At 65.3% G+C, this 21,296-nt stretch carries 20 protein-coding genes; 6 read left to right on the forward strand and 14 right to left on the reverse strand.

What is annotated here, in order from left to right:
- Nucleotides 1–35 precede the first annotated feature (35 nt).
- Entirely contained in the window at nt 36–1,286 is a 1,251-nt protein-coding gene (locus HTY53_RS14265; protein ID WP_438820961.1) for an MFS transporter, read from the reverse strand.
- Nucleotides 1,287–1,420: 134 nt separating this feature from the next.
- On the opposite strand from HTY53_RS14265, the gene HTY53_RS14270 reads away from it, so the two are divergent.
- Nucleotides 1,421–1,876, forward strand: a complete 456-nt coding sequence (locus tag HTY53_RS14270; protein WP_174107267.1) for a winged helix-turn-helix transcriptional regulator — start codon at nt 1,421–1,423, stop codon at nt 1,874–1,876.
- 11 nt (nt 1,877–1,887) lie between these two features.
- On the opposite strand, the gene HTY53_RS14275 is transcribed toward HTY53_RS14270, so the two are convergent.
- Entirely contained in the window at nt 1,888–3,006 is a 1,119-nt protein-coding gene (locus HTY53_RS14275; RefSeq protein ID WP_254599962.1) for an MFS transporter, read from the reverse strand.
- 92 nt (nt 3,007–3,098) lie between these two features.
- The gene (locus tag HTY53_RS14280; protein WP_254599959.1) at nt 3,099–4,289 is read right to left on the reverse strand and encodes a serine hydrolase domain-containing protein; all 1,191 of its coding nucleotides are present in this window, start codon (nt 4,287–4,289) and stop codon (nt 3,099–3,101) included.
- A 137-nt stretch (nt 4,290–4,426) separates the two neighbouring features.
- Between HTY53_RS14280 and HTY53_RS14285 the strand changes: the two genes are divergently transcribed.
- The gene (locus HTY53_RS14285; protein ID WP_174107269.1) at nt 4,427–5,374 is read left to right on the forward strand and encodes a LysR family transcriptional regulator; all 948 of its coding nucleotides are present in this window, start codon (nt 4,427–4,429) and stop codon (nt 5,372–5,374) included.
- Nucleotides 5,375–5,453: 79 nt separating this feature from the next.
- Here the strand turns inward: HTY53_RS14285 and HTY53_RS14290 are convergent, their stop codons facing one another.
- Nucleotides 5,454–6,398, reverse strand: a complete 945-nt coding sequence (locus HTY53_RS14290) for an aromatic alcohol reductase (RefSeq protein WP_174107270.1) — start codon at nt 6,396–6,398, stop codon at nt 5,454–5,456.
- Between the two features lie 244 nt (nt 6,399–6,642).
- On the opposite strand from HTY53_RS14290, the gene HTY53_RS14295 reads away from it, so the two are divergent.
- A complete protein-coding gene (locus tag HTY53_RS14295; RefSeq protein WP_174107271.1) occupies nt 6,643–7,548 on the forward strand; it encodes a LysR family transcriptional regulator in 906 nt (301 codons plus the stop codon).
- Between the two features lie 131 nt (nt 7,549–7,679).
- Here HTY53_RS14295 and guaA read toward each other — a convergent pair whose 3' ends face one another.
- From guaA to guaB, 3 genes are all read right to left on the reverse strand, one after another.
- Nucleotides 7,680–9,299, reverse strand: coding sequence for a glutamine-hydrolyzing GMP synthase (guaA, locus tag HTY53_RS14300; RefSeq protein ID WP_174107272.1), 1,620 nt, complete (start codon nt 9,297–9,299; stop codon nt 7,680–7,682).
- Nucleotides 9,274–9,888: a hypothetical protein gene (locus HTY53_RS14305; RefSeq protein WP_174107273.1), complete on the reverse strand. Its 615-nt coding sequence runs from the start codon at nt 9,886–9,888 to the stop codon at nt 9,274–9,276. Before HTY53_RS14305 ends, guaA begins: the two co-directional genes overlap by 26 nt.
- Nucleotides 9,889–10,063: 175 nt before the next feature.
- Entirely contained in the window at nt 10,064–11,527 is a 1,464-nt protein-coding gene (gene guaB / locus HTY53_RS14310) for an IMP dehydrogenase (RefSeq protein WP_174107274.1), read from the reverse strand.
- A 147-nt stretch (nt 11,528–11,674) separates the two neighbouring features.
- Here guaB and HTY53_RS14315 point away from each other — a divergent pair, with 147 nt between their 5' ends.
- Nucleotides 11,675–12,703 (forward strand): DMT family transporter, encoded by a 1,029-nt coding sequence (locus tag HTY53_RS14315; protein ID WP_174107275.1) that lies wholly within the window; start codon nt 11,675–11,677, stop codon nt 12,701–12,703.
- Between the two features lies 1 nt (nt 12,704).
- Here HTY53_RS14315 and HTY53_RS14320 read toward each other — a convergent pair whose 3' ends face one another.
- A complete protein-coding gene (locus HTY53_RS14320; protein ID WP_174107276.1) occupies nt 12,705–13,082 on the reverse strand; it encodes an RnfH family protein in 378 nt (125 codons plus the stop codon).
- Complete coding sequence (locus tag HTY53_RS14325; protein WP_174107277.1) at nt 13,069–13,506, reverse strand: type II toxin-antitoxin system RatA family toxin; 438 nt, start codon at nt 13,504–13,506, stop codon at nt 13,069–13,071. Before HTY53_RS14325 ends, HTY53_RS14320 begins: the two co-directional genes overlap by 14 nt.
- 225 nt (nt 13,507–13,731) lie before the next feature.
- Between HTY53_RS14325 and smpB the strand changes: the two genes are divergently transcribed.
- A complete protein-coding gene (smpB, locus tag HTY53_RS14330) occupies nt 13,732–14,184 on the forward strand; it encodes an SsrA-binding protein SmpB (protein ID WP_006579356.1) in 453 nt (150 codons plus the stop codon).
- 108 nt (nt 14,185–14,292) lie between these two features.
- Here the strand turns inward: smpB and HTY53_RS14335 are convergent, their stop codons facing one another.
- The 3 genes from HTY53_RS14335 to ppsA form a co-directional block, all read right to left on the reverse strand.
- Nucleotides 14,293–15,225 (reverse strand): SPFH domain-containing protein, encoded by a 933-nt coding sequence (locus HTY53_RS14335; protein WP_174107278.1) that lies wholly within the window; start codon nt 15,223–15,225, stop codon nt 14,293–14,295.
- 147 nt (nt 15,226–15,372) lie between these two features.
- On the reverse strand, nt 15,373–15,798 hold the full coding sequence (locus tag HTY53_RS14340; protein ID WP_174107279.1) for an NfeD family protein: 426 nt from the start codon (nt 15,796–15,798) through the stop codon (nt 15,373–15,375).
- Between the two features lie 190 nt (nt 15,799–15,988).
- On the reverse strand, nt 15,989–18,373 hold the full coding sequence (ppsA, locus tag HTY53_RS14345; RefSeq protein ID WP_174107280.1) for a phosphoenolpyruvate synthase: 2,385 nt from the start codon (nt 18,371–18,373) through the stop codon (nt 15,989–15,991).
- Nucleotides 18,374–18,674: 301 nt separating this feature from the next.
- Here ppsA and ppsR point away from each other — a divergent pair, with 301 nt between their 5' ends.
- Nucleotides 18,675–19,526: a posphoenolpyruvate synthetase regulatory kinase/phosphorylase PpsR gene (gene ppsR / locus HTY53_RS14350; protein WP_174107281.1), complete on the forward strand. Its 852-nt coding sequence runs from the start codon at nt 18,675–18,677 to the stop codon at nt 19,524–19,526.
- Between the two features lie 112 nt (nt 19,527–19,638).
- On the opposite strand, the gene HTY53_RS14355 is transcribed toward ppsR, so the two are convergent.
- Both HTY53_RS14355 and rnhB read right to left on the reverse strand, forming a co-directional pair.
- Nucleotides 19,639–20,430, reverse strand: coding sequence for a TrmH family RNA methyltransferase (locus HTY53_RS14355; RefSeq protein ID WP_174107282.1), 792 nt, complete (start codon nt 20,428–20,430; stop codon nt 19,639–19,641).
- Between the two features lie 37 nt (nt 20,431–20,467).
- On the reverse strand, nt 20,468–21,232 hold the full coding sequence (rnhB, locus tag HTY53_RS14360; protein ID WP_174107348.1) for a ribonuclease HII: 765 nt from the start codon (nt 21,230–21,232) through the stop codon (nt 20,468–20,470).
- Between the last annotated feature and the right edge of the window lie 64 nt (nt 21,233–21,296).

Genomic DNA, 21,296 nt, shown 5'->3' on the forward strand with positions numbered 1-21,296 from the left:
CCTGCGCTTGCGGCCCCTTCTTCGAAACCTTCAGCTTAGGCGGGTTGCGCGCAGGTCGATACCTTCGGCATATGGCGCAGCGTCAGCGCCCAGAACGCCAGCGCCGCGGCACTGATGCCGGCGCCGAGCAGACAAACCGCCTGCCATCCCGCCAGCGCATAGACCCAGGTCGATGCAATGGCGCCCAGCCCGCTGCCCACCGAATAGAACAGCATATAGCAGCCGACGAGCCGGCTGTGCGCGTCACGCTTGGCCGCGAAGATCATGCTCTGGTTGGCGACATGAATCGCCTGCCCGCCGAGGTCCAGCGCGACGATGCCGATCACCAGCCACCACAGGCCGTGCGAATCGAACCACCACAGCGGCAGCCATGACAGCAGCAGCACCAGCAGCGCACCGCCCGTGACTTGCTGGCCCAGGCCGCGATCGGCAAGACGTCCGGCACGCGCGGCCGCCAATGCGCCCACCACGCCGACCAGCCCGAACGCCCCGATCGCCGTGTGCGACATCGCATAAGGCGGCGCGCTCAGCGGCAACACCAGCGCGCTCCAGAACACGCTGAACGCCGCGAACATCAGCATCGCGATCGTGCCCCGGATCTGCAGCACGCGCTCCTGCCACAGCAAGGTCAGCATCGACAGGATCAGCCGTGGGTAGCTGAGCCGGGCAATCGCGGCGACCTGCGCCGGCAGACGACGCCACAGGATCAGCGACAGCGCCAGCATCATCACCGCCGAGAACAGATATACGCCGCGCCATCCGGCCATATCGGCAATCAAACCGGCCAGCACGCGGGCCAACAACAGGCCGATCACGACACCGCCCTGCGCTGCGCCCACCACCCGGCCACGCTCCGAAGGCGCGCCGGCGGTCGCCGCATAGGCGATCAATCCCTGCGTCATCGCGGTCCCCAGCAGGCCCACGGCCAGCATGCCGACCAGCAAGGCCGGTGCCGATGCGGCCGTGGCCACGCCGATCAGCGCGCCTACCAACGCGGCCGCCTGCCACAGCATCAAGCGCCGCCGGTTCATCCGGTCGCCCAGCGGCACCAGCAGCAGCAAGGCCAGCGCACAGCCGATCTGCGTGGCGGTGATCACGCCGCCGACCGCTGCATGGTCCAGCGCAAACTCGGCGCCCAGCGCGTCGAGCAAGGGCTGCGCGTAGTAGACGTTGGCCACGCTGAGCCCGCAGGCGCAGGCGAACAGCGCCACCAATGCGCTGGGCATCGCGCTGGCGGACGGCGTTTGGTGCTTTGGCACAGGCCCTGTCGGCGGTTCGTCCGGCATGGTTTCTCCTTTCGTCGAGGTGGGTCTGACACTGGTTTCAAATCAAGACCGGTTGGATTGTAGGCAAAGTGGTCTTAAAATGAAACCACTACGACGAAACAAGTGATGGCCCACGCCTTACCGAAGGAGCATTGATGGCAAGACGCCGCGACAACGAGACGGAAACCTGCCCGGTCGCCCGCTCGCTCGACCTGATCGGCGACCGTTGGTGCCTGCTGATCGTGCGCGATGCGTTCGATGGCGTGCGGCGCTTCAGCGAATTCCAGCGCCGACTCGGCGTGGCGCGCAGCATTCTGGCCGATCGCCTGCGCCTGCTGGTCGAAGCCGGCATCTTCGAGATCAGCCCGGCATCGGACGGGACGTCGTATCAGGAATATGTGCTGACGCCGAAGGGAGAACGGTTATTTCCCGTGATCGTGGCGTTGCGGCAATGGGGGGAGCGGTATCTGTTCGGATCGAGAGATGCGCATTCGGTGCTGGTCGACAAGAGCACCGGAAAACCGCTCACCGTGATGGAGCCCCGCACTGCCGACGGCAAGGTGGTGCGGCCGTCGGAGACGGTGGTGCGGTTGCCCCAGCGCGCAGGTTGAGTCGCGACATTTCAGTCGACTGACGCAGCAAAACCGTACCGCCTGGCGCCCCAGACGACGGCTAGCGCTACCGCGAGCAACGCAAGCAAGGCCGGAGAGAACGCCCCGACGCCAAAGTGGTCGAGCAGCACGCCCCCAATGATGCCGCCACCCGCAATGGCCGCATTCCACGCGGTAACCAGCATGGCCTGCGCGACATCGGCAGCTTCCTCGGCCGTCTTGGCCAGTGCGGTCTGGAACAGCGTCGCCGCGCCACCGAAGGCCAGTCCCCAGACACCGGCCGCTGCATACACCACGAGCGGCGCATGTCCGGCGGCGCCGAGCGCCCATGCCGCCATGCCGAACAGCAGCGTGCTGGCCAGCGTTAGCGTACGCAGGTGACGGTCTATCAGAACACCGACGATCCAGATGCCAAGCAGCGACGCGATGCCGAACGCCAGCAAGACCAGGTCCGTACTGTCGGCCATGCCGGCGGCGCCCAGGAATGGCGCGATGTAGGTGTAGAGGATGTTGTGCGCCAGCACGAACGCCAACACCACGAACAACACGGCGCGGACGCCTGGCATGGCGATCACCCGCGTCAGCGGTACTCGCTTGCCGCTGGCTTGCCCGGCGAAGTCCGGCACTTTTGTCCGCACCCAGATCAACAGAATCAGCGCGGACAGGCTCATGATGCCGAAGCAGACGCGCCATCCCGCCAGCGCACCGAGAAAGGTGCCCGCCGGCACGCCGAGCGACAGCGCCAGCGGCGTCCCGACCATGGCGATGGCAATCGCGCGGCCCTTCTGGTGCTCGGGGACCATGCGCGCAGCATAGCCCGCGAGCAGCGCCCATAGCAGCCCGGCCGAGACCCCGGCCACGAAGCGGGCCACCATCGTCACGGCATAGCTGCTCGAAAGCGTCGTGACGGTATTGGCAACGGCGAAGCCCCCAATGGCGAACAGCAACAGCGGCCGGCGCCGCAGCCCTTGTGTCGCGGCAGTCAGCGGAATCGCCGCGATGAGCGAGCCAATGGCATAGACGGTGACCAACTGGCCGACCAGGGCTTCGGAAACGGCAAGGCTGACGGCCATCTGCGGTAACAAGCCGGCCGGCAGCGCTTCAGTCAGGATCGTGATAAAGGCGGCCATGGCGAGCGCCAGCAAGGCGCCCAGTGGCAGGCTGTCGCAACCCGGCGCCGGTGCAGCCTTCAGTTCGGTGGGGAAACCTTCACGAGGCGCGTTCATGCCTGCTCCAGCGCGCCATACACCGCGTCACGCAAATCGGTGACAAAACGCCCGGACATCCCTTCGTACAAGGTATTGGTCAGCGCCACGACGCTGAGCCGTTGTACCGGATCGACAAACCAGGCGTGACCATAGGCGCCTCCCCAGCGCCACGTGCCGACCGACTCGGGCGATGCCGCGAGCAGCGGATCGCGCAATACCGAGAAGCCCAGCCCAAAACCAAACCCCGGGGCGCCTGGCACTTCGTGGCCATCGGTTTGGTCCCGTGCCATTTCGGCGAGCAGTTCGTTCGGCAATAACGCGCCGTTCCGCTGACGCAGCGCCTCCAGCAGGCGCATCACGTCGTCCGCCGTGCCCGCCATGCCCGCCCCGCCCGACGGAAACGCGTGCCGGTCGAAAATGCGCGCCGGGCTGTAGCGGATGCCCGCCGTGCCGTCGAAGACCGGCACGATCTCGCCTTCGCCGAGGCGATGCGGCTGCGGGCGATCGTTGACATAAGGCGTGGCGACGCGCTGCGCGTCGCGGGCAACGAAGTCGGTGTCGATCATGCCAAGCGGCCCGGTCACCAGCTGGCGCACCGCCACGTCGAGCGGCGCGCCATGGACCCGCTCGATCAAGGCCCCGAGTACGTCGGTGGCTACCGAGTAGCCCCACGCGGTGCCCGGCTCGTACACCAGCGGCACGCTCGCGATGCGCCGCAGGTTCTCGTCGAGATCGATGCCGATCCGGTCCATGCCATCGGATACGCCGGCCCTCGCATAGGGTCCTTGTTCATCGGCCTCGAGGAAGCGGTAGCCCAGGCCCGCGGTATGGCTGAGCAACTGCCGGACCGTGATCCGCGGCACGCGGCCATCGGCCAGGCACGGGCGGAATTCCGGCAGCCAACGGTCGATGCCATCTTCGAGAGCGATCTGCCCGCGTGCGACCAACACCATCGCTGCCGCCGAAACGATGGGCTTGCTGATCGAAGCCAGGCGAAACACCGTATCGACCGCCATCGGCCGCTGGCTTTCACGATCGGCAAGCCCTGTGGCCTGGCGGTGGACGAGCTCCCCGTCTCTGGCGACCAGCACGACGGCGCCTACCAGCCGGCGTTCGTCCAGCGCCTTCTGGACAACCGTATCGATGCTTTCGGAAAGGGGCGTCGCGCAAGCCGTCTTGCGCAATGCGAGTGTGGAATCGGACAACGCAATTCTCCTTCGAGGAATGACGCCGTCACGATAGAGAGCACTGCATTGAAGAAAAAGTGGGGTAGATTTCCGCTTTATGCGGACAAATATGTCGGCAATCAGATAGAGGTCAGGATGGAGAAGGAGATCGCGACATGGACAGCCTGAACGGCTTCATGGTCTTCGTGCAGGTAGCCGAAACCCGCAGCTTCGTCGCGGCCGGGCGAATACTCGGCGTGTCGGCTTCCGCCATCGGCAAAAGCGTGGCCCGGCTGGAAAACAAGCTCGGCGTACGGCTGTTCCACCGCAGCACCCGCAGCATCACGCTGACGGCCGAAGGCGCACGGTTCCTCGAGCGCAGCCGCCGGATCCTTGCCGAGATCGAAGCCGCGGAATTGGAACTGTCGGAAGCGACGAAGGCACCGCGAGGCCGGCTGCGCGTCAGCCTGCCACTGGTCAGTTCGCTGCTGCTGCCGGTCCTTGCCGACTTCATGCGCGACTACCCCGACATCGAGCTCGATCTGGATTTCACCGACAGGATGGTCGACGTGATCGAGGAAGGTTTCGACGCGGTGGTCAGAACCGGCGAACCGACCGATTCACGCCTGTCAGCCCGCCGGCTGGGCGTCTTCGAAGGGATGCTGGTGGCCTCGCCAGACTATCTGGCGCGACGCGGCACACCGAAGGTGCCAGCCGATCTGCTGGCCCATGCCTGCTTGCACTATCGGTTCCCCAACAGCGGCAAGCTCGAAACGTGGCCGCTCCGTCGTGCGCCCCGCCAACCGGAACTGCAGCTTCCGACATCGATGATCTGCAACAACATCGAGACGCGCGTTTGCTTTGCGCTGCAAGGCCTGGGGATCGCGTTCGTGCCCGACTTTTCGGTCAGGGATCTGGTCGTCAGCGGTCAGCTCACACGCGTGCTGGAAGGCTATCTGGAATGGTCGAATCCGTTTTACGTGCTGTGGCCGGCGAGCAAGCACCCGTCGCCCAAGGTGCGGGCTTTTGTCGATTTTCTTTGTGCGCGCGTGTTTCCTTCATCGGAGACACGGCCAGTCGCGAAGCGCCGGCGGCCCGCGCAACGAGCGCGGCGCCAGGCTTAATCGCACGTCGGCCCTGCTTAGGGGATATTCGGTTCGGCAATCTTGTCGTTGTCGATCGTAAAAAGAAATCCCGATCAGATCAGGCCAGGCGGTCCAGCTTGCGCAAGCGGGAACGCAAGTACTGCTCGACATCAATCGTCTGGTACCCATTACGGGCATTGAAAGTTGCAGCCTTGTCCCACCACATGCCGTCGCCAAGGGCAAACGCCGCACGATAACGCGCCATCGCGTCGCCCGGGGCAGCCGCGAGGTCGGCGCGCAATTTGTCGAGGGTCCATAAGGCCTTCTCGAACGTCTCCCCCGTGACACGCTCGATGACCTTCGCCAGTTGTCCGTATGAGATCGTGTCACCGGCCACGTATACGACCTCGTTGGCAATCCGCGGCTCGGCCAGCAGGATTTCCGTGGTCAGCCGGCCGATGTCTTCGGGCGTTGTCACGGTCACCTTGGTATCCCAGCTGCCGAGGCCGTGAATCGTCCTGCGTTCCAGATCCACCACTTCGAAAGCCGGCTCGAACAGGAAGCTTGTGAACATCCCCGTCGAGACGATCACCCATTCGGTCCCATTCTGAGTACGCAGCCATTGCCTGACTTCATATTGCTCGTCAAAGACGGGCTGGCCACTGCCACGACCGACGACGTCATAATCGACGCCGAACTGCCACGGGAAGTACCGCGGCACACCCGCCGCCAGCACCGCACGGGTGATCCTCAATTGCGTGCCAGGCCCGGCAACGAAGCCCGTGCAGTTCAGGACAGTGTCGTACGCCTCGAATCGCTTCTTCAGTGCTTCTTCGTCGGAAGCCAGATCGAAGCCGATGACGGCTACCCCCAACTCCCGAAGTTCAGCGAGATGCTTGGCATCTTGCCGCGATGGGTTGCCGACGGTACCGGGCGATACCAGTGCGGTGACGGACGCCTGCCGCGCTCGCATACGCGGCGCGAGCGCGCGCAAAACGGCCATCCCCAGTTGGCCAGCGCCCAGGACAAGCACGTCCTGCCGGACCGAATCACGCTGAGTCATGCTCTTTATTCCTTCAGAATTTCGATGTAATTTCCCGACCTCCACGAAGTGCCCACGGATATCCCAATCCTTTTCGTTGCACCCTGTGGAGCCGAATACCAGCAAACGAGGCGATCTGGTGTCGACAGCCGTTATGCTGCACCGAATCAGCGTAGAAATAGCATTCAGCGGGTCAACTTCATCATTTGATTTAATCGAATAATCTCGCCCGCAACGCCACAACACATGAGGCAAGGCAAATCGCATGGATAGACTGCAGGCCATGGAAACCTACGTTCGCGTGATCGAAGCCGGCAGCTTCAAGAAGGCGGCCGATACCATGCACGTGCTTCCTTCCACCGTGACACGCACGATCAAGGAGCTCGAGTCGCACCTGGGTGCGCGACTGCTGAACAGGACGACACGCGCCCTCAGCATGACCGACGCGGGGCTGCGCTACTACGACAGTTGCAAGGCGATCCTGTCGGATGTGAGGGTGGCCGAAAGCATGGTTGCGCAAGAGACAGGCATGCTGCAGGGAGCCATCCGGGTCGGCACCACGCCATCGCTTGCCAAGAATTTCCTTATCCCGGCGTTGCCAAGCTTTCGTGAACGCTACCCGGGGATAACGCTGGACTTTCAGCTGGATGACGCCACCGTCGATATCATCCAGCGCGGCCTCGATTGCGTCATTCGAGCCGGAGAACCTTCCCCGTCCCGGCTGGTTGCGCGGCGCATTGGCGAGATTCATTGGTATGTATGTGCTTCACCAAACTATCTGCAAAGCCATGGCGAGCCCACCACGCTGGACGCGCTCAAGCGGCACGTTGCGGTCGGTTACATCCACAGCCAAACAGGCCGTTCAATCCGGTGGATTTTCCAGCAAGGCACAAACGTCGTCACATTGCCGATGTCGGAGCATGTCAGCGTGGATGACACCGATGCTTATGTGGCGGCTGGCGTAGCCGGCCTGGGCTTGATCCGCGTGGCCAGCTATATGGTGCGACAGCATATTGCGGACGGCCGCTTGGTCAGGCTGCTGGCGGATATCGAAGCACCACCCGAGCCGGTATCCATCCTCTATCCCCACAGCCGCCACCTTGCACCGACCATTCGTGCCTTCATCGACTGGTGCACCGAGATCATGGGGAATGCAGCATCTGACTGGTGAAATACGGGGCATTTGACGCGAGAGATCGCATCGCATGAAAGGCCGGGTCAATCGCAAATGCAAAGCCCGCAATTAAGCGGGCTTCGATGTACTGGGAGGCTTCTATGTGGCAGCCGGTGGGAGATACCAGATCACTCCCACTCGATCGTCGCCGGCGGCTTCCCCGAAACGTCATACACGACCCGGTTCAAACCCCGCACTTCATTGATGATCCGATTCGAGCAGCGCCCCAGCAGCGCATACGGCAAATGCGCCCAGTGCGCCGTCATGAAGTCGGTGGTCTGCACCGCGCGCAGTGCCACGACGTAGTCGTAGGTCCGCCCATCGCCCATCACGCCGACCGACTTGACCGGCAGGAACACGGCGAAGGCCTGGCTCGTCAGGTCGTACCAGCTCTTGCCGACCTGCTCTTCCGTGCACAGTCCCGCAGCGGCGTCCTGAGGCGTGGCGATGGTGCCGCGCAGTTCTTCGATGAAGATCGCGTCGGCGCGGCGCAGCAGGTCGGCGTATTCGCGCTTGACCTCGCCCAGAATCCGTACGCCCAGGCCCGGGCCGGGGAACGGGTGGCGGTAGACCATTTCGGGCGGCAGACCGAGTTCGACGCCGAGCTCGCGCACTTCGTCCTTGAACAGGTCGCGCAGCGGCTCGAGCAGCTTCAGGCCCAGCGTCTCGGGCAGGCCGCCGACATTGTGGTGGCTCTTGATCGTGGTCTGCTTCTTGGTCTTGGTGCCGCCCGACTCGACCACGTCCGGGTAGATGGTGCCCTGGGCCAGCCATTTGGCGCGGGTCAGCTTCTTGGCCTCGGCCTGGAACACCTCGACGAATTCGCGGCCGATGATCTTGCGCTTCTGCTCGGGATCGGTGACGCCGGCCAGATGGCCGAGGAACTGCTCCGACGCGTCGATGTGCACGACCTTGGCATGCAGGCGACCCGCGAACATCTCCATCACGAGCTTGCCTTCGTCCTGGCGCAGCAGGCCGTGATCGACGAACACGCAGGTCAGCTGGTCGCCGATCGCGCGATGGATCAGCGCCGCGGCGACCGACGAATCGACGCCGCCGGACAGGCCGAGGATCACTTCCTCATCACCGACCTGCTCGCGGATCTTCGCCACGGCCTCGTCGATATGGTTGCGCATCACCCAGTCCGGGCGCGCGCCGGCGATCTTCAGCACGAAGCGCTCCAGCATTTCGCGGCCCTTGACCGTGTGCGTGACCTCGGGGTGGAACTGCACCGCGTAGTAGCCGCGCGCTTCGTCGGCCATGCCGGCGATCGGGCAGCTCGGGGTCGAGGCCATCAGCTTGAAGCCCGGCGGCAGTTCGGTGACCTTGTCGCCGTGGCTCATCCAGACCTTCAGCATGCCGTGACCTTCGGGCGTAACGAAGTCCTGCACGTCCTTCAGCAGTTCGGTATGGCCGTGCGCGCGCACCTCGGCGTAGCCGAATTCGCGGGAGTCGCTCCACTCGACCTTGCCGCCCAGCTGCACGGCCATGGTCTGCATGCCGTAGCAGATGCCGAGCACCGGCACGCCCAGGTCCCACACCGCCTGCGGCGCGCGCAGCTGATGGTCTTCATAGGTGCTGGCGTGGCTGCCCGACAGGATGATGCCCTTCGGCGCGAACTCGCGCACGAATTCGTCCGACACGTCGTTCGGATGGATCTCGCAATAGACGTGCGCCTCGCGGACGCGTCGCGCGATCAGCTGCGTAACTTGCGAGCCGAAATCAAGGATGAGGATTTTGTCGTGCATGATGGGGAGCGATTGACGTGTCGACCGGCTCGACATCGGTCACCACTTCGGTGCCGGGACCGTAGCCGGGCGGCGGCGTGATGACCGGCTCGCGCCGGAATTCGGGGGATGGGGATGGATGAATGGTCGGGGCAGCGGGAGCGGGCCGGTTGGCCGCCGCGAGTTCCGCTTCGCGGCGCAGCAGTTCCTCGCGCTCGCGGTTGCGGATGCGCTTGGCCAGCGGAATCTGCACGAGCGCGAAGAAGGCCAGCATCGCGGCGAGCAGACCGAGCCAGATTCGTCCGGCGCCCTGCACCGGCAGATCGAAGAAGATCAGCCATGCCGCGATCAGCAACGCGCACGCCAGATTGACAGGCCCTGCCATGCGTGCCACCGGCACGGTCAACTGACCGCGGAAGGCGGCCTGAGCGAGCAGCCACGCGACGCCGAGCAGCGTGAAGCCGAGCAGCTGTCCATACAGCGCCGGTTGCGGCTGCGGCAATTGCAGCGCGGCATAGAACGTGGCGAACGGCGCGAGCAGCAGCACGGCGCCGAGCGCGAGGTCGAACAGGGCATCGAAGAACAACACGGCGCGGAGCAGGACCTTCATCGATTCTCCTTGGTGGACTGACACCGACTGAGCCCAGCGGGCCAGTGAGCATCACCGGCCAAACCGTTCAATACGGGGGCCCGGATGTGACGCGCGGCTGCACCGCCCTCTGGCCGTGCAGCCGCGCATCGGCGGCATCGCGCATGGCGCGGCGCTCGCCGGTCAGTCGCTGACGTTAGTCGATATGGTAGTTCGGTGCTTCCTTGGTGATCTGCACGTCGTGGACATGCGACTCGCGCATGCCCGCCGCGGTGATCTGCACGAACTGCGCGGTCTCGTGCCATTCGGCGATCGAGCTGCTGCCGCAATAGCCCATCGAAGCGCGCACGCCGCCGGTCAGCTGATGGATGATGGCCATCACCGAGCCCTTGTAGGGCACGCGGCCTTCGATGCCTTCCGGCACCAGCTTGTCGACGTTGGCAGTGTTGTCTTCCTGGAAGTAGCGATCTGCCGCGCCGTCCTTCATCGCGCCGACCGAGCCCATGCCCCGGTAGCTCTTGAACGAGCGGCCCTGATACAGGAACACCTCGCCCGGCGCTTCCTCGGTGCCCGAGAACATGCCGCCCATCATCACGGTATGCGCACCGGCGGCCAGCGCCTTGGCGATATCGCCCGAATAGCGCACGCCGCCATCGGCCACCAGCGGCACGCCGGTACCGGCCAGCGCCTCGGCCACGTTCGACACCGCGGTGATCTGCGGCACGCCGACGCCGGCGACGATGCGCGTGGTGCAGATCGAGCCCGGGCCGATGCCGACCTTGACGCCGTCGGCGCCATGCTCGACCAGCGCGCGGGCGGCTTCCCCGGTAGCAATATTGCCGCCGATGACCTGCACGTGCGGGAAGTTGTCCTTGACCCAGCGCACACGGTTCAGCACGCCCTGGCTATGGCCGTGGGCGGTGTCGACCACGATCACGTCGACGCCGGCCTTGACCAGCAGTTCGACACGCTCGTCGTTGTCCGGACCGACGCCGACCGCCGCGCCGACGCGCAGTTGGCCATGGTCGTCCTTGCTCGCCAGCGGGTGCTCGACCGCCTTCTGGATGTCCTTGACCGTGATCAGGCCGCGCAGCTGGAAGGCCTCGTCGACGACCAGCACGCGCTCCAGGCGGTGGCGGTTCATCAGGCGCTTGGCCTCGTCCAGGCTGGCGCCCTCGGCCACCGTGACCAGTTTCTCGCGCGGGGTCATCTTGGCGCGCACCGGCGCGTCCAGCTCTTCCTCGAAGCGCAGATCGCGGTTGGTGATGATGCCGACCACGGTCTTGCCTTCCAGCACCGGGAAACCTGAAATGCCATGCTGCTGCGACAGTGCAATCACGTCGCGGATCTTCATGTCCGGCGAGATGGTGATCGGATCACGCAGCACGCCCGATTCGTAGCGCTTGACCCGGGCGACTTCCCGCGCCTGATCGGCCGGCTTCAGGTTCTTGTGGACGATGCCGATGCCGCCCGCCTGGGCCATGGCGATGGCAAGACGCGCTTCCGTCACGGTGTCCATGGCGGCGGACACGAGCGGAATGTTCAATTCGATCGAGCGGGTCAGGCGGGTGCGGAGGGAGACATCCCGGGGGAGGACGGCCGAATAGGCCGGCACGAGCAGCACATCATCGAACGTGAGTGCTTTCTGGACAAGACGCATAGCGATTCCTCTAGGCGCAAAATCGAATTATACAGGAACCGCCCTTTTCATGACGCGTGCGCCCCCGGAATCTGCAAGGCAAACGCTATCCAAATGCTATCCTTTCAGGCTTTTCTGAACGGAGGCGCGTCGAGCGCGGCAAAACGGATGGGAATCGGCGTACTGTGCGGCCTGCTGGCCGGCGCGTTCTGGGGCATGGTTTTCATCGCGCCCAAACTGCTGCCGGTCTTTTCGCCGTGGGAACTGGCGATCGGCCGCTATCTGGCCTACGGGCTCGTGGCGGCGGTTGCGGCGGCGCCGCTGATGCGCCGCATCGCCCGCAAGCTGACCCGCGCCGACTGCATCGCCCTGCTGCGTCAGGCCTTCACCGGCAACCTGCTCTACTACGTGCTGCTGGCCTTCGGCGTGCAGCTGGCGGGCGTCGGGCCCACCTCGCTGATCATCGGCATCCTGCCGATCTCCGTCACCGTGATGGGCCGGCGAGACCACGGCGCGGTGCCCTTGTCGCGGCTGCTGCTGCCCTTGCTGGTAGTCGCCGTCGGCATCGCCTGCATCAACCTGGATTTGTTTGCCGGCGGCGGCACCGGCGCCCATGGCGCAGCCGCGGCCGAGGCGGCGCGACCGGTCTGGCAGAAGCTGGCCGGCGTCGTCTGCGCGGCCGGCGCGCTGGTCTGCTGGACGCTGTACGCCGTCGACAATGCCCGCTACCTGCAGCGCAATCCGCAATACAGCGGCAACGAATGGTCGGCGCTGTACGGGCTGTCGACCGGCATCGTGTCGGCCGTGCTGGCCCTGATCGGCTGGCTGGTGTTCCGCGACGTGCTGATGGCGCCGGACAGCGGGCGCGACTGGCAATGGTTCTGGTGGGTCAATGCCGCGGTGGCCCTGGGCGCCTCGCTGATCGGCAACAACCTGTGGAATATCGCCAGCCGGCGGCTGCCGCTGACGCTGTCGGGCCAGATGATCGTGTTCGAGACGCTGTTCGCGCTGGCCTACGGCTTCCTGTACGAGCACCGCTGGCCGCGGCCGCTGGAGCTGGCGGCGATCGTGCTGCTGATGATCGGCGTGGCCTGGTCGGTGCGGCTGCATGCGGGCGACAAGGCCGCCGAGCCTGCTGCTGGCGAGCCGGCAAACGCCGATGCCGATCCGGCCGGCCAGGCAGGCCAGGCTCGATGACTCAGCGGCCGACAGCCTCGCTGTCGCCGCCGCCGCGCATCCACTTCTGCCCTTCCCGCGTGCCGGCCTCGCGGGCCTTCTGCACGCGGCGTCGGCGCGCCGTCTTGGGATCGGCCACCAGCGGCCGGTAGAGCTCGATGCGATCGCCCTCGCGCACCGGGGTCTCTGGCGTCTTGAGCTTGCCGAAAGTGCCGACGCGCAGCGTAGCCGGATCCAGCTCCGGGTGGGCCGTCAGTACGCCGCTGGCCTCGATCGCCGCCGCGATGGTGGTGCCGGCGGGCAGCGCGATGTCCTTCAGGAAGACAGCGTCCGGCCTGGCGTAGCAGACTGCCACGCGGACGGTGGCGCCGCCCTGCCCGGCTATTTCAGCTGTTGCCATAGACGACCTCCGCGCGCTTGACGAAGGCGTCGACGAAGGTGTTCGCGATCATGTTGAACACCGGCCCGATGATCTTCTCGAGGATGATGCTGGAGAACTCGTAATGCAGATGGAATTCGATCTTGCAGGCATCCTCGCGCAGCGGAATGAAATTCCAGTAGCCGTTGAAGGTCTTGAACGGGCCATCGGCGAAATTCATGTCGATGCGCGTGGGCCGATGCTGCGTATTGCGCGTATGGAAATACTGCTTGATGCCGTTGAAATGGATATGCAGCTTGGCGTCGAGCAGCGTGTCGGTCTGCTCGAATATCTCCACGCCACCGCACCAGGGCAGGAACTTGGGATAGTCCTCGACGCGCGTGACCAGGTCGTACATTCGCTCGGCCGAATAACCGAGCAGCACGGTTTTATGGACGTCTGCCATGAGTTGACGGTTCTGGGCCGATGGCTGTCCACGGGGCGACAACCGGGGCCGGTCTGTTTGCTAGAATCCGGATTTTAGCCGACGCGCGCCTGCCTCGCGCACACTCCGGCCGGGACGCCGCCATCGGCCGCGGCGCCAGTCATCGTACCAGCGGTCGCCCCACCGGCCTCCGCCAAACACGCGGGGCCGCACAACGGCGCCGCCACACCCTACCATCCGCCACGCATGACCATCGCAGACAACAAGAAGGCCTTCTTCGACTATTTCATCGAGGAGCGATACGAAGCCGGGATCGTGCTCGAAGGCTGGGAGGTCAAGGCGATCCGCGCGGGGCGCGTGCAGATCAAGGAAGGCTATGTGGTGGTGCGCGACGCCGAGCTGTTCCTGATCGGCGCGCATATCAGCCCCCTGCAGAGCGCCTCCACGCACGTCAAGCCGGATCCGGTCCGCACGCGCAAGCTGCTGCTCAAGGCCGACGAGATCCGCAAGCTGATCGGCAAGGTCGAGCAGCGCGGCTATACGCTGGTGCCGCTGAACCTGCATTACACGCGCGGCCGCGTCAAATGCGAGATCGGTCTCGCCAAGGGCAAGAAGCTGTTCGACAAGCGCGAGACCGAGAAGGACCGCGACTGGCAGCGCGAGAAGGCACGGATCATCAAGAGCGGCGGGAAGGAATAACGCTCCGCTGCGCCACGCTGTCGTTCCCGCGAAGGCGGGAATCCAGCGTCTTTGTCAGTCACTGCCTCCCTGCATTCGCGGGGACGACGATTGGCAGAGGCCTCGCGATCAGCCCGCGCTCTTCTGGCTTTTGACGATCTGCAGCGCCGACGCGACCATCGAACTCATTTCGCCCAGATTGCCCGGCACGATCAGCGTATTGCCGGTCTTGGCCAGATTGGCGAAGGCGCCGACATATTCCTCGGCAACCTTCAGATTGACCGCCTCGACGCCACCCTCGGCGCGAATCGCACGGCCGATCTTCTCGATCGCCTGCGCGTTGGCCTCGGCCACCGCCAAAATCGCCGCGGCCTCGCCCTGCGCCTTGTTGATCGCCGCCTGACGTTCGCCTTCGGACTGCTGGATCGCCGCCTCGCGGGCGCCCGAGGCCAGGTTGATCTGCTCCTGCCGGCGGCCTTCCGACGCCGCGATCAGCGCCCGCTTCTCGCGCTCGGCCGTAATCTGCGCCTGCATCGCATGCAGGATTTCCTTCGGCGGGGTCAGGTCCTTGATCTCGTACCGCAGCACCTTGACGCCCCAGTTCGAGGCGGCCTCGTCCAGCGCATTGACGATGCTGTGGTTGATGTACTCGCGCTCCTCGAAGGTCTTGTCGAGCTCCATCTTGCCGATCACCGAGCGCAGCGTGGTCTGCGCCAGCTGGGTGATCGCGACGACGAAGTTGCTCGAGCCATACGATGCCTTCATCGGATCGGTGACCTGGAAGTACAGCACGCCGTCGACCTGCAGCTGCGTGTTGTCTCTGGTGATGCAGACCTGGCTGGGCACGTCGAGCGGGATTTCCTTCAGGATGTGCTTGTAGGCGACCCGGTCGATGAACGGCAGCACCACGTTCAGTCCGGGCGTCAGCGTCGCGCGGTACTTGCCCAGGCGCTCCAGCACCCAGGCATGCTGCTGCGGCACGATCTTGAAGCTCTGCGCGAGCAGCACGATCACGGCGATCAGGACCAGGAGAGGCAGCACGCTGCCGGCGACTTCTAGCATGGGGACTCCATCGGTGGTTGGAAGGGAGAAGGAATCGAAAAGGAAGGCAAAAGGAAGGCAAAAGGAAGGCAGCACGCCAAAGGCGGCATGGGCTCGCGGCGTGGCGTTGCCCCGCGCGCCGTGGCCCAACGCGACGTCGGCGACAGGCTAGCGCGGCACCACGACGAGCGTATTACCGCGGACTTCGACGATGCGATAGCGGCCCGGCAGCGCCTCGCCGGGGCCGCCCAGTTCGACCTGCCACTGCGCGCCGCGATACGGCACCCGTGCGCGCCGATCGGCGTCCCAGGCCGGCACATCGAGCTCCTGTCCGATATCGAGATTGACGTTGGGATCGGTAGCGGCCGCCCCGCGCCGCGCGCGGCCATAGCGCGAGCGCCGCAGCGCCGCGAAGCCGATCAGCGCGATCACCGCCGCGACGCCGAACTGCGCCGCGAGGGCGAGCCCCGACAGCGCGGCGATGCCGGCGGCCACCGCCGCCAGCGCGACGATCAGCAGATACAGCGTCAGGCTGGCCAGTTCCGCAATGACCAGCAGTACCGCAAGGCCGAACCAGATGTGGTAGTCCGCCATGGCGATTCACCCCTCGATATCGTTATTGCTTTCTAGTTTTCTTGCGGGGCACGGCCCTGTGCATCGACCGCGGCCATGTCCCGCCCAAAGCGAAAAACCCCCGCGGCACCGAAGCACCTGCGGGGGCATGGCCGCGCCCTACCGAAGCAGGGCCCGGCAGACGGCACCGAACCTGTTGTCGTCGCTCAAATTACGACGCCAGCTGCCGCCACGTGTCGATCACCGAATCGGGATTCAGCGAGATCGACTTGATGCCTTCCTTGGCCAGCCAGGCGGCGAAGTCCGGATGGTCCGACGGGCCCTGGCCGCAGATGCCGACATACTTGTTCAGCCGCAGCGCGGTCGAGATCGCGCGCGACAGCATGAAGCGCACCGCAGGATCGCGCTCGTCGAAGTCCTTGGCCAGCAGCTCCATGCCCGAATCGCGGTCCAGGCCCAGCGTCAGCTGCGTCAGGTCGTTCGAGCCGATCGAGAAGCCGTCGAAGTACTGCAGGAACTCCTCGGCCAGGATCGCGTTGGACGGCACCTCGCACATCATGATCACGCGCAGGCCGTTCTCGCCGCGCTTCAGACCGTGCTTGGCCAGCAGGTCGACGACCTTCTCGGCCTGGCCCAGCGTACGCACGAACGGCACCATGATCTCGACGTTGGTCAGGCCCATCTCGTCGCGAACGCGCTTCATGGCCTTGCATTCCATCTCGAATGCCTCGGCGAAGTCCTCGGCGATATAGCGCGAGGCGCCGCGGAAACCCAGCATCGGGTTTTCCTCGTCCGGCTCGTAGCGCGAACCGCCGATCAGCTTCTTGTACTCGTTGGACTTGAAGTCCGACAGGCGCACGATCACCGGCTTCGGATAAAAGGCTGCGCCGATGGTGGCGATGCCTTCGGCCAACTTGTCGATATAGAACGCGCGCGGGCTGGCATGGCCGCGGGCCACGCTCTCGACCGCCTTCTTCAGATCCGAATCGACCTGCGGATAGTCGAGGATGGCCTTCGGGTGAACGCCGATATTGTTGTTGATGATGAATTCGAGACGGGCAAGACCCACGCCGCTGTTCGGGATCTGCGCGAAATCGAAGGCCAGCTGCGGATTGCCGACGTTCATCATGATCTTGACGTCGAGCTCCGGCATGTCGCCGCGCTGGACCTCGGTGACCTCGGTCTCGAGCAGGCCGTCGTAGATGCGGCCCTCGTCGCCTTCGGCGCAGGAGACGGTAACCAGCGTGCCGTCCTTGAGCACGTCGGTGGCGTCGCCGCAGCCGACCACGGCCGGCACGCCCAGCTCGCGCGCGATGATCGCGGCGTGGCAGGTGCGCCCGCCGCGGTTGGTCACGATGGCCGAAGCGCGCTTCATCACCGGCTCCCAGTTCGGGTCGGTCATGTCGGCGACCAGCACGTCGCCAGGCTGCACGCGCTCCATTTCGCTGGGATCATTGATCACGCGCACCGGGCCCGTGCCGATCTTCTGGCCGATGGCGCGGCCGGTCGCCAGCACCGCCGAGGTACCCTTCAGCTTGAAGCGCTGCTCGGCCTTGCCGGCCGACTGGCTCTTCACGGTCTCGGGGCGCGCCTGCAGGATGTAGATCTTGCCGTCCTTGCCGTCCTTGCCCCACTCGATGTCCATCGGGCGGCCGTAATGCTTCTCGATGATCATCGCGTAGCGCGCCAGCTCGCAGACGTCCTCGTCGGTGATCGAGTAGCGGTTGCGCAGTTCGCTGGGCACGTCGACGGTCTTGACGCGGCCGGCTTCGCCGGGCGCGGTGAATTCCATCTTGATCAGCTTCGAGCCGATCGAGCGGCGGATGATCGGGTATTTGCCGGCCTGCAGCGTCGGCTTGAAGACGTAGAACTCGTCCGGATTGACCGCGCCCTGCACCACCGTTTCGCCCAGGCCATAGCTGGAGGTGATGAACACCACGTCGGGGAAGCCCGATTCGGTGTCGATGGTAAACATCACGCCCGAAGCGGCCAGGTCGGAACGGACCATGCGCTGCACGCCGGCCGACAACGCCACCACGTCGTGGGCGAAGCCCTTGTGCACGCGGTACGAGATCGCGCGGTCGTTGTACAGGGAGGCGAACACGTGCTTGATCTTGTCGAGCACGTCGTCGATGCCGCTGACGTTCAGGTAGGACTCCTGCTGGCCGGCGAACGAGGCGTCAGGCAGATCTTCGGCGGTGGCCGACGAGCGAACCGCAAAGGATGCCTCGGCACCTTCGCGCTCGGCGACACGGGCATAGTGCTCGCGGATTTCCTGCTCCAGGCGCGGCTGGAACGGTGCGGTGGCGACCCAGTTGCGGATCTCGGCTCCGGCTTCGGCCAGCGCCTTGACGTCATCGACGTCGAGCGCCTTGAGGCGATCGGAGATGCGTTGCGTGAGGTTGTTGTGGGCGATGAAGTCGCGGAAGGCCAAGGCGGTGGTGGCGAAGCCGCCGGGCACGCGCACGCCGGCGCCTGCCAGTTGGGAGATCATTTCGCCGAGCGACGAATTCTTGCCCCCCACCACTTCCACATCCGCCATGCGCAACTGCTCGAACGGCAGCACGTAGGCGCCGTCATTTGCCAGGTTGGTCATAAAAGCCTCAAAACAAAGTAGGAAACCTGTCGCTCACGCCGGAATGTGATTGGAGTTCTGCTACCGGGCGGATCGCTTTGCTAAACAATCCGGGGCGCGGATCGGCCGTGACCGGTGGGCCGTCGCGGCTGATCGGGTCGATGAAATCGGCGGAAAGCTGTCGAGCCATTTTGTCGACAATCCCGCCTCGAATCGTCCCGCGCGTGGCGCGCCGTGCAATTGCTTAGCGAAAAGATCGCCGCTATTCTACCGTGCCGCACCGCACTTTCGCGTGCGGCAGGCCCCAAATAATTGTTCAGACATGGATTCCCCCGCCGCGCCGCGCGCCGACAAGCCCGCCGTCCGCACCGTATTTATCGTCTCGGACGGCACCGGGATCACCGCCGAAACATTCAGCCATTCGATCCTGGCCCAGTTCGAGATGCGCTTTCGCAAGGTGCGAATGCCCTTTATCGATACGCCGGAAAAGGCGCATATGGCGGTCGGCAAGATCAATGAGGCCTTCTATGGCGAAGGCGTTCCGCCGATCGTCTTCACCACGCTGGTCAATGCCGAGTCGAACAAGGCGCTGCGCCGCGCCAAGGGCATGATTCTGGACATGTTCCAGACCTTTATCGAGCCGCTCGAAAAGGAATTGGGCCTGAAATCGACCCACGCGATCGGGCGCTTTCACCAGAATGCCGATACCGAGGCGTACAAGAACCGGATCGAGGCGATCAATTTCTCGCTGGCCCATGACGACGGCCAGTCCCACAAGAATCTGGCCGAGGCCGACGTGATCCTGGTGGGCGTGTCGCGCAGCGGCAAGACGCCGACCAGCCTGTATCTGGCGATGCAATATGGCCTGAAGGCGGCCAATTACCCGCTGATTCCCGACGATTTCGAGCGCGGCAAGCTGCCGTCGGCGCTGTACGATTTCAAGCCGAAAATTTTCGGCCTGTCGATCGATCCGCAGCGGCTGTCCGAGATCCGCAATGAGCGCCGGCCCGGCAGCAAATACGCGTCGCTGGAAAATTGCCGCTATGAGGTCAACGAAGCCGAGATCATGATGCGCCGCGAGGGGATCAAATGGCTGTCGTCGACGCACAAGTCGATCGAGGAAATCGCCACCACGATCCTGCAGGAGATCAAGGTCGATCGGGACAACTATTGAGGGGGAGTTTTTCCCCTCTCTGGTGACTCCCTCTCCCGCCGTGCGGGAGAGGGGAGCCCGGTGTCGCAGGGAAAACCGCACCGGGCACTAGTTTCAAGCCCTTTTACCGACCTTATTCCCGCCCTACCCCCCGCCGCTGCCGCACCGCCTCGAACAGGCACACCGCGGTGGCCGCGGCCACGTTCAGCGACTCCAGCCCGCCCGGCTGCGGAATGCCGACCGTCCGTTCGACCAGCGCCATCCACTGCGCGCTGACCCCTGCCCCTTCGTTGCCGACCACCCAGCCGACCGGCCCGCGCAGGTCGGTATCGAACAGCGCCGTGTCGGCGTGCGACGAGGTCGCGAGCAGCGGCACGGCCAGCCGCGGCGCCAGCATCTCGACGGTGCAGTGCTCGACGATATTCAGGTGGAAATTGGCGCCCATCGCCGCGCGCAGCGTCTTGGTCGACCAGGCGAAGGCGCTGCCGGTAGCGAGGAACGCGTGCCCGATACCGGCTGCCGCGGCGCTGCGCAGGATCGAGCCGACATTCCCCGCGTCCTGCACGCCGTCCAGCACGATGCAGTCGGTGTCGATGCGCGCCGGCAGATGCCCTGCCGGGGTATCGATCACCAGCATCAGGTCGATGCCGTTGACCACGCCGGTAATCTGAGCGAACAGCGCGTCGGCCAGCACCACCACGCGCTGCTCGTCGATGCGGGCCAGCAGCGCGGCGACTTCGGGATGGCCCAGATGGCGCTCCGAGACCACGCAGCTGACGGGCTGCCCCAGGGCACCCAGATAGGCGTCGGCCAGATGCACGCCGTCGAGCACCGACTGGCCGGCCTTGCGCCGCTGATGGGTCGAGCCGGTCAGGGCCTTCAAATGCTTGAACAGCGCGTTGTCGCGCGAGCTGACGTGCTTCACGTTAATCCACGTTGTTCTACGTTATGCCGCAAGGGGCCTAGGAAAGTGCCGGGCCGGGGTTGATTGCCGCGCCGACCGCTTCGTCGATCGCTTCGTCGATCGCTTCGAGCGCGTCGAATGCGTCGATGGTCTCGGCCAGCTCGTCCGGCGACGGCCGCGGCCCAAAGCCGTCGATATCGCCCACCGGCACGCCCACCGGCAGGATGGCGTCGGCGCCCAGCGGTCCGCGCAACAGCGCCTCGCGCACCGGCGCGAACGAGCGGCGGTGATGCGGCGTCGCGCCGAAGCGGGCCAGTGCCAGCAAGTGCTGCGGCGTGCCGTAGCCGACGTGGCTGTCGAAGCCGTACTCGGGATACTGCGCATGCAGCGCGACCAGTTCGCGATCGCGCGCGACCTTGGCCAGGATCGAGGCGGCGGAGATGGCCTGCACCGTGGCATCGCCCTTGATGACCGCCTCGACCGGATACGGCACGTGCGGGCAGCGGTTGCCATCGACCTGCACCAGGTCCGGCGCGATGCCGCAGGCCGCCAGGCCGTGCACCGCCCGCTGCATCGCCAGCATGGTCGCGTGCAGGATGTTCAGCGTGTCGATTTCCTCGACCGTGGCGAAGGCGATATGCCAGGCCATCGCGCGCGAGCAGATCTCGTCGAACAGCGCCTCGCGCCGGGCGGCGGTCAGGATCTTGGAGTCCGCAAGGCCCTCGATCGGCCGCGCTGGATCGAGCACCACCGCGGCGGCGAACACCGGGCCCGCCAGCGGACCGCGTCCGGCCTCGTCGACGCCGCACAGTCGCTGCGCCATCGCGGCCGCGGGCGACAGCGACAGGTCCAGTTGCGCGTCGGCGGCGGCCGCCCTGGCGGCCTTG

Origin of the sequence: Cupriavidus gilardii (genome assembly GCF_013314895.1) — a bacterium.
GTDB lineage: Bacteria > Pseudomonadota > Gammaproteobacteria > Burkholderiales > Burkholderiaceae > Cupriavidus > Cupriavidus gilardii_C.

What these genes read in the sequence shown, in the direction of transcription:
- HTY53_RS14285 (WP_174107269.1), top strand. Translation starts at nt 4,427, where the DNA reads ATGGACAGCCTGAACGGCTTCATGGTCTTCGTGCAGGTAGCCGAAACC.
- HTY53_RS14305 (WP_174107273.1), bottom strand. Translation starts at nt 9,888, where the DNA reads ATGAAGGTCCTGCTCCGCGCCGTGTTGTTCTTCGATGCCCTGTTCGAC.
- HTY53_RS14320 (WP_174107276.1), bottom strand. Translation starts at nt 13,082, where the DNA reads ATGGCAACAGCTGAAATAGCCGGGCAGGGCGGCGCCACCGTCCGCGTG.
- guaB (WP_174107274.1), bottom strand. Translation starts at nt 11,527, where the DNA reads ATGCGTCTTGTCCAGAAAGCACTCACGTTCGATGATGTGCTGCTCGTG.
- HTY53_RS14295 (WP_174107271.1), top strand. Translation starts at nt 6,643, where the DNA reads ATGGATAGACTGCAGGCCATGGAAACCTACGTTCGCGTGATCGAAGCC.
- HTY53_RS14325 (WP_174107277.1), bottom strand. Translation starts at nt 13,506, where the DNA reads ATGGCAGACGTCCATAAAACCGTGCTGCTCGGTTATTCGGCCGAGCGA.
- HTY53_RS14340 (WP_174107279.1), bottom strand. Translation starts at nt 15,798, where the DNA reads ATGGCGGACTACCACATCTGGTTCGGCCTTGCGGTACTGCTGGTCATT.
- smpB (WP_006579356.1), top strand. Translation starts at nt 13,732, where the DNA reads ATGACCATCGCAGACAACAAGAAGGCCTTCTTCGACTATTTCATCGAG.
- rnhB (WP_174107348.1), bottom strand. Translation starts at nt 21,232, where the DNA reads ATGGCGCAGCGACTGTGCGGCGTCGACGAGGCCGGACGCGGTCCGCTG.
- ppsR (WP_174107281.1), top strand. Translation starts at nt 18,675, where the DNA reads ATGGATTCCCCCGCCGCGCCGCGCGCCGACAAGCCCGCCGTCCGCACC.
- ppsA (WP_174107280.1), bottom strand. Translation starts at nt 18,373, where the DNA reads ATGACCAACCTGGCAAATGACGGCGCCTACGTGCTGCCGTTCGAGCAG.
- HTY53_RS14290 (WP_174107270.1), bottom strand. Translation starts at nt 6,398, where the DNA reads ATGACTCAGCGTGATTCGGTCCGGCAGGACGTGCTTGTCCTGGGCGCT.
- HTY53_RS14270 (WP_174107267.1), top strand. Translation starts at nt 1,421, where the DNA reads ATGGCAAGACGCCGCGACAACGAGACGGAAACCTGCCCGGTCGCCCGC.
- guaA (WP_174107272.1), bottom strand. Translation starts at nt 9,299, where the DNA reads ATGCACGACAAAATCCTCATCCTTGATTTCGGCTCGCAAGTTACGCAG.
- HTY53_RS14315 (WP_174107275.1), top strand. Translation starts at nt 11,675, where the DNA reads ATGGGAATCGGCGTACTGTGCGGCCTGCTGGCCGGCGCGTTCTGGGGC.
- HTY53_RS14265 (WP_438820961.1), bottom strand. Translation starts at nt 1,286, where the DNA reads ATGCCGGACGAACCGCCGACAGGGCCTGTGCCAAAGCACCAAACGCCG.
- HTY53_RS14335 (WP_174107278.1), bottom strand. Translation starts at nt 15,225, where the DNA reads ATGCTAGAAGTCGCCGGCAGCGTGCTGCCTCTCCTGGTCCTGATCGCC.
- HTY53_RS14275 (WP_254599962.1), bottom strand. Translation starts at nt 3,006, where the DNA reads ATGGCCGCCTTTATCACGATCCTGACTGAAGCGCTGCCGGCCGGCTTG.